7 protein-coding genes are annotated in these 6,487 nt (G+C 57.0%); 4 read left to right on the top strand and 3 right to left on the bottom strand.

What is annotated here, in order from left to right; all coding sequences use genetic code 11:
• Nucleotides 1–96 (top strand): IS3 family transposase (locus HZ297_RS09775; RefSeq protein WP_178863278.1); only part of this gene is annotated, 96 nt, incomplete at its 5' end.
• A 97-nt stretch (nt 97–193) separates the two neighbouring features.
• Complete coding sequence (gene ggt, locus HZ297_RS09770; protein ID WP_178863276.1) at nt 194–1,891, top strand: gamma-glutamyltransferase; 1,698 nt, start codon at nt 194–196, stop codon at nt 1,889–1,891.
• A 50-nt stretch (nt 1,892–1,941) separates the two neighbouring features.
• Here the strand turns inward: ggt and HZ297_RS09765 are convergent, their stop codons facing one another.
• Genes HZ297_RS09765 through HZ297_RS09755 form a run of 3 tightly spaced genes read right to left on the bottom strand, consistent with a single transcriptional unit; the run spans nt 1,942 to nt 4,206 of the window.
• Nucleotides 1,942–2,817, bottom strand: a complete 876-nt coding sequence (locus HZ297_RS09765) for a 3'-5' exonuclease (protein ID WP_178863274.1) — start codon at nt 2,815–2,817, stop codon at nt 1,942–1,944.
• A gap of 41 nt (nt 2,818–2,858) precedes the next feature.
• Nucleotides 2,859–3,272, bottom strand: coding sequence for an HIRAN domain-containing protein (locus HZ297_RS09760; RefSeq protein WP_178863272.1), 414 nt, complete (start codon nt 3,270–3,272; stop codon nt 2,859–2,861).
• Nucleotides 3,244–4,206, bottom strand: a complete 963-nt coding sequence (locus HZ297_RS09755) for an RluA family pseudouridine synthase (protein WP_178863270.1) — start codon at nt 4,204–4,206, stop codon at nt 3,244–3,246. Before HZ297_RS09755 ends, HZ297_RS09760 begins: the two co-directional genes overlap by 29 nt.
• A 264-nt stretch (nt 4,207–4,470) precedes the next feature.
• Here HZ297_RS09755 and HZ297_RS09750 point away from each other — a divergent pair, with 264 nt between their 5' ends.
• Together HZ297_RS09750 and HZ297_RS09745 are read left to right on the top strand one after the other, a co-directional pair.
• Nucleotides 4,471–5,697, top strand: coding sequence for an EAL and HDOD domain-containing protein (locus tag HZ297_RS09750; RefSeq protein WP_178863268.1), 1,227 nt, complete (start codon nt 4,471–4,473; stop codon nt 5,695–5,697).
• A gap of 28 nt (nt 5,698–5,725) precedes the next feature.
• The gene (locus tag HZ297_RS09745; RefSeq protein ID WP_178863266.1) at nt 5,726–6,484 is read left to right on the top strand and encodes a M48 family metallopeptidase; all 759 of its coding nucleotides are present in this window, start codon (nt 5,726–5,728) and stop codon (nt 6,482–6,484) included.
• Nucleotides 6,485–6,487: the final 3 nt, after the last annotated feature.

Here is a 6,487-nt window from a genome sequence, read left to right as displayed (position 1 = left end):
GACTATATTGAGTACTATAATCACAAACGCATCAAGCAGAAACTCAAAGGCCTGAGTCCGATAGAGTATCGAAATCACGCCTTGGGTACCGCTTAACTAAAATGTCCAAGTTTTTGGGGTCACTTCATTACGCCGGTTTTTTATTTTGAAAATAGAGCAGACCATCCGCAAAGTGTCATAAGAAAGGGCGATTATGTTTAAGCGTTTGTTGGGGATGTTATTAGGTGCGCTGTTGTCGATTCAGATCGGCAGCGTGCAGGCGGCGGCCATCGCCATGCCGGATCGGTTCAGCGCGGCGGCCGCCAAAGCAGTGTTGCTTGAGGGCGGCAATGCGGTGGATGCGGCGGTGGCGGCCGGTTTTGTGCTGGCGGTGACCTATCCGGAAGCGGGCAATCTTGGTGGGGGCGGATTTATGACGCTGGTTACCCGGCCTGTTGAGAATTTACAGAGCGGACGTCAGGCCTATTTCCTCGACTACCGTGAAACCGCGCCGCAAGCCGCCTTTAGGGATTTGTATCTGGATCAACAGGGCGAGGTCATTCCGTATCGCTCGCTGGTGGGCTATCAGGCCAGCGGCGTGCCCGGCACGGTGATGGGATTGTGGCAGGCGCATCAGCGTTTCGGCTCAAAGCCGTGGAAAAAACTGTTGCAGTACGCCATTGACTATGCCGAACAGGGGTTTGAAGTGCCGCCGGCGCTGGAGGAGAACCGCCGCTGGTACCAGCAGTGGATTGAAGGCAAATCGAGTGATGCGCTGAACTTCTCCGAACACTTCGGCGCGCTGCAAAGCGGGCGAATGTTCAAACAGCCGCAACTGGCCAAAACCCTGAAACGCATTGCCGCTCGAGGCGCGGCGGATTTTTACCAGGGCGAAACCGCCCGGATGCTGGTGCAACAGCTGCAAACCCACGGCGGCTTGATGACGTTGGACGATCTGGCCGCGTATCAGGCCAAGTGGCGCGAACCGGTGCGTTTTGGCTGGCAGGGACGCGAGGTGGTTTCCGCGCCGCCGCCGAGTTCCGGCGGGGTGGCAATCGGCCAGTTGCTCAAACTGTATGCGCTCTTGCAACCCGAGTTGCAGGCACAGCGGCAGCACAACCGGGAATTACCCGAACAGGCGCTGAAAACCCACTTTTATGCCGAACTGGAAAAGCGTGTCTATGCCGACCGCGCGGAATTCCTCGGCGACCCGGATTTTGTGGATGTGCCGGTGGAGCGCCTGCTCAGTGACGCCTATCTGCAACAGCGTGCGCAAGGCGTGTTGTGGGACGCCATTTCCGAATCGGAAAGCATCCGCCCCGGCAAAATCGAATTGCCGGAAACCACCCATTTTTCGATTGTGGATGCGCACGGCAATGCGGTGTCCAATACCTACACCTTGAATATGCCGTTTGGCAGCGGTGTGGTGATTGAGCAGGCCGGCTTTTTGATGAACAACGAAATGGACGATTTTTCCACCAAGCCGGGGGTGGCGAATGTGTTCGGCGTGGTGGGCGGCACGGCCAACGAGATTGCGCCGCACAAACGCATGCTGTCGTCGATGTCGCCTACCATTCTGCTCAAGGACGGCGAGGTTGAGATGGTGGTGGGCACGCCGGGCGGATCCACCATTATCACTTCGGTGTTTCAGGTGATTGTGAATGTGCTGGCTGAGGGGATGACGCCGCAGCAGGCGTTGGATGCGCCGCGGGTGCATCATCAGCTGTTGCCGAAAGACCAGATTGCCTACAATCCCGATCTGCCGGAGGCGGTGAAAAGTGCGCTGGAGCTGATGGGCTACACCCTCAAACGCAACAACTACATGGGCGATGTGCAGCTGGTGGTGTGCGATAAAACGCATTGCGAGGCCGCTTCCGATGTTCGCGGCAGAGGCGTTTCAGCGGCGTGGTAAGCCGGGCAGACCCGGCCTGTTGAGTTTTTAGCGGTCTTTTTGTCAGGTTTTTAGCGGGCGCGCACCGAAAAGGTATCGGTGGCTTTCAACTTGATGACCTTGGGATTGGGCGTGTTGTGTTCGATCAGCCATGCCAGCTCGGCTTGCAGCTGGTTGTCGTCGAACATTTTCTGCCAGACGCGTTCCTCGACATTCCAGCGATAGCCGCGTTTGCGCAAGTCGTCTTTGAGTTCAAACGGCGCGCCGCTGGCTTTGAGCAGCGATTTGCCGACGCGCACCGCCTGCAGCAGATAGTGGAAGGCCGGCAGCTGCCGTTCGGAGACCGGGCGCGACAGCAGTTCGGTCAGCGCCTGTACATCGTCGAGTGCGCGGTGGGCGTCGTAAAAGAAGTGGCCGATTTTCCAGCACAGGAATTCCTGACTGCGCGAGCCGACATCGGCCAGTTCCAGCCAGTCGATCTGCGCCACCGAACAGCCCCAGATTTTGTCGACAAACACCGCCGAATAACGCTCCACCACCGGCCGGTCGAAGGCGGCATTGTGCGCCACGCAGAACTGCACATCACGCAGATCGTTTTCCACCGCATCCCACGGAATGCTGTGACCTTGGACATCCTCGCACGTCAGGCCGGTGACTTTGGTGACTTCGGCGGAAATTTCACCCTCCGGCTCGTTGAGGTAGTTGCGCGCCGCCAGCACTTGATAGAAATGCCCTTGCGAATCGAACTCCACAATCTGATAACCCAGTTCGATGATTTCGCACGCTTCGGTATCGAGTCCGGTGGTTTCGGTGTCGATAATGCAGACTTTATGGGTTTTGTCGGCGGCGGGGGCGTTAAATTGGGTTTTGGGCTTAAAGCGTCGCAGTACCTGATAGTCATCGGAGGCGTCGAGTTGTGCCGCGCAGGCTTCGAGAGTGGTGTTCATAGGGCTTCGGGTCGGTTGAGTAAAATCCCGATTCTAGCAGACTAGGTCGGTCTGTGGAAACTCTGTGTAGCAGGCGCTAAACGCAACCAGAACAGCCATAAGCGGGTCAGCAGGCGTTGACGCCAGTTGAGTTGCAGTGTCGAACCGCATTGCAGGTGCAGCCACTTTCCTTGCAGCGCGACGTGGGTGAGGTGCGCTTGATAGTGGGGGCTGTCTGCAAATACCGGCCGCCAAACGCGCGCAAGCTGGCGTGGAACATAGCCCAGCAGCGTGGGCGGTGCATCCGGCGAACCGTCCTGTTTTAGCCAGATTTGCAGAGCATTGGCGTCATGGGCGTTATCGGGTTCGGCGACGATTTCAAGCGGGCTGCCGATTTTCAACAAGCCGGCTGCGTAAGCGGTCTGGGCGTCGTAGTAATAGCCGCCCTTAAGCGGAAAGCGATAGACGCGCAGCATCGAGTTTCTCGGCGTTAAAGCAAGCCAGCAGCGTGGCGTGCATGGCCCAGTCGGTGTGTGGCAACTCCAGATTGACAGGTGCATGGCTTAACGGGCAGTCAAAATTCAGGCGGTAGGCGGTGAGCTGCAAATCGGGGCGTTCCGTCAATGCCAGTCTGGTTTGCAGATTTTGATCCAACGTCGCATCGCCATACAGCCGGTCGCCGACAAGCGGACAGCCGATTTCCGCGAGATGTTTGCGGATTTGATGTTTGCGGCCGGTTTCGATGTCGATTTCCACCAATGCCAAGGGAATTTCGCCGGCGCAGTCGAGCGTGCGCAGATGGCTGACGGCGGGCTTGTCGTCAATCGGCGTGGTCAGGGTTGCGGGGCTTGCGGCCGGGCAGCGGTGCACAATCGCCAGATAGCGTTTATGGATTTGGCGTTCGCTGAACAGGCGGGTGAAGGTCTGCGCCATGCGTTTGCTGTGCGCCAGAATCTGCAGGCCGGCGGTGGCGCGGTCCAGTCGGTGGACGATCCAGGCCTGGCGGCCCTGCGGGGAATCTTCGGGGCGGTAGTGCATTTCCACCCAGCGGTAGAGTGCGGCATGGTCGCTCCATTTGGAGCCTTGCGAACGCATGCCGCGGGGTTTGTGCCAGACGCTGTAAGCACCGCGATCCAGTATCAGGGCGGGGGCTTGGGGAGTTTGTGCCAGAAGTTTGGGGTCGTAGTAGCAATCGAGACGGTCGCCCGGGGAGAGCGTTTTTTTAACGCGGCGCAGACGCAACGGCTTCTGCTCCCCCTGCTGCAGCCAGACCGCGCCTTTGCTGAAACCCTCCTTGAGCGCAGCTTTGCTCAATCCGGTCGCTTGATGCAGCGCCTCTATGGCGGTCTGACCGCCAGTTTCAATCGTAAGCTGAAAATGCTGTGGCGTGGGTTCTGCGGGTGTTTGCATGCGAAAAGCCGCCTTACTGTTTGAAGATTGAATTGAGCACCATTTTAAGTGAGCCAAGGCGCGAGTGAAACAGAATTTCGAAAAGCCATGCGGGGTTTGGTGCGCATTAAAAATGCAAAGCGGGGATTGTGGGTCTGCAAGCGCCTATAAAATTGATGAATATGGGTTTTCTAGGCGTCTTCTAAACCCTATAATTGTCGACATAACGACAACATAACTATATAGATATAACTACATCATCTCTTAAGAGCGCAGGGACACTTTATGCAACACCACCTTTTGTTCAACAAACAGCCTGTACTGGATGCCGCACAGACTTTATTCGCGTACCAGCTATCGGTCGTGCCGATTCAGGGGAAATCGCTGACGGAAGCACAGTGGGCCGAAGAGATACAGGATTTGTGGAAGGGGATTGAAGAGAATATCGGTTTTGATAACCTGACCGCGGGCAAGCCGGTTTTTTACCAGGCGCCCTTGCAGGCTCTGAAACTGGAGTTGCTGCCGGCTATCCGTCCTATGAGCCATCTGGTGGTTGAGGTTGACATTGACCTGCTGCGCGACCGCCAGGCATTGGCGAATGTCAAAGAGATGCTCAAAGTGGGGGTGCAGATTGCCGTTAAAAACTACACCCGTTCGGATGCGCACGACAAACTGCTGTCGATTGCCAAGCTGGTGAAAATCAATGCCGCCGATCTGGAGGGCGATGCGTTGAGTGAACTGCTCTCCAGCCTGCACGAAAAAAACCTGAAAGTGGTTCTGACCGGCGTCGATACCGAAGAGGTTTACGAATCCCTCAAGCAGAACGGTGCGGCCTATTTCCAGGGATATTTCTTCACCAACCCGATTGTGTCCACCCAGCAGCAGATCGCCAGCCAGAAACTGGCGATGCTGAACCTGCTGGCACAGGTCAACGACCCGGACGTGAGTTTCGAGGAGCTGGCCGCCACCATCGGCACGGACGTGGGGCTGTCGCACAAGCTGCTTTCCGCCATCAACCACCCTGCCAACCAGCTGCCGCACGTGATCGAAAGCCTGAAGGAGGCGGTGAGCTTTATGGGGCTGAAGCGCCTGAAGTTCTGGGTCAATATGCTGATGATGTCCGAAGTCGACGATGTGCCGGTGGAGTTGCTCGCCACCGCACTGGTGCGCGCCAAATTCCTCGAGAATGTGGCCGAGAAAATCGGTCTGGCAAACGAGAAGGACCGTTATTTCACGGTGGGTCTGTTCTCCACCCTGAATGCCTTTTTACGGGCGCCGATGGTGGATATCGTCGACCAGTTGCCGCTGTCGGACGAAGTCAAGCAGGCATTGGTCAATCAAGTGGGGCCTATGGGCAAGGCGCTGTTTATTACCCGCGCTTTGGAGCAGGGCAATACCCACCTGTTGATGGCGGGCATCGACGGCATGGATATCATGGCGATCTCCTCGGGTTATCTGGATGCCAACGGCTGGGCGCGCAATACCCTTTCCAGCCTGAAAGAGGCCGCCTGATCTTTTGCTAGGGCGCATTTTTCCCGCTATGACGCATTTTGAGGTCGGGCAATATCAGTTGCCCATTGTCAGAACGGCACGGCAAAAATCAATCGCCCTAAAACCCGTTGCTTCATCACATTCTCCGCTGCAACTCTTGGTTCCCCGCCATCTTTCCGAGCGCGCCTTGCGCGGCTTGTTGCAGCGTCACCATGTCTGGATAGCCGACCGTCTCGAAGCCCATCTGCAGCGCCAGCAGCAGACAGCGCTTTGGCCGCAATTTGCCTACCGCCCGCAGGACAAGGTGATTTGGCTGGGCGAGTGTCTGCCGGTTGTCTGGCAGACGCAATCCAGTCAATCAGCCGGGTGCATGTTAAAACACGAAACGTTGCATGTTCCGCTTGGCCATGCAGCCGGCCTGTTGAGTTTTTCGGCGGCGCAAAAAGCGCAGGTTAAACGCCGGCTGCAAAGCTGGTATATGCAGAAGGCGCAGGCGTATTTTGCGCAAAAAGTGCCGGATTTGGCCGGGCAGATTGACGTCAGCGTCAGCGCCATTCAGGTCAAAACCTACAAATCCCGCTGGGGAAGCTGCTACCCGGACGGCCGCATCCAGTTCAACTGGAAATTGCTGCAGGCGCCCGAGTGGGTGGTCGATTATGTGATCGTGCATGAATTGTGCCATCTGCAGCACGTCAACCATTCCCCGGCTTTCTGGGCATTGGTCAATCAACATTATCCGCAAACGCCGCAGGCCAAACGCTGGCTGCAAACGCATGGCATGGCGTTGATGGCGTTTCTATCCGACTAACCC

Source organism: Thiomicrorhabdus cannonii, assembly GCF_013391695.1.
Lineage (GTDB): Bacteria > Pseudomonadota > Gammaproteobacteria > Thiomicrospirales > Thiomicrospiraceae > Thiomicrorhabdus > Thiomicrorhabdus cannonii.
Note: the sequence above shows the minus strand (reverse complement) of the source record. Positions and strands in the feature narration are given on the sequence as shown.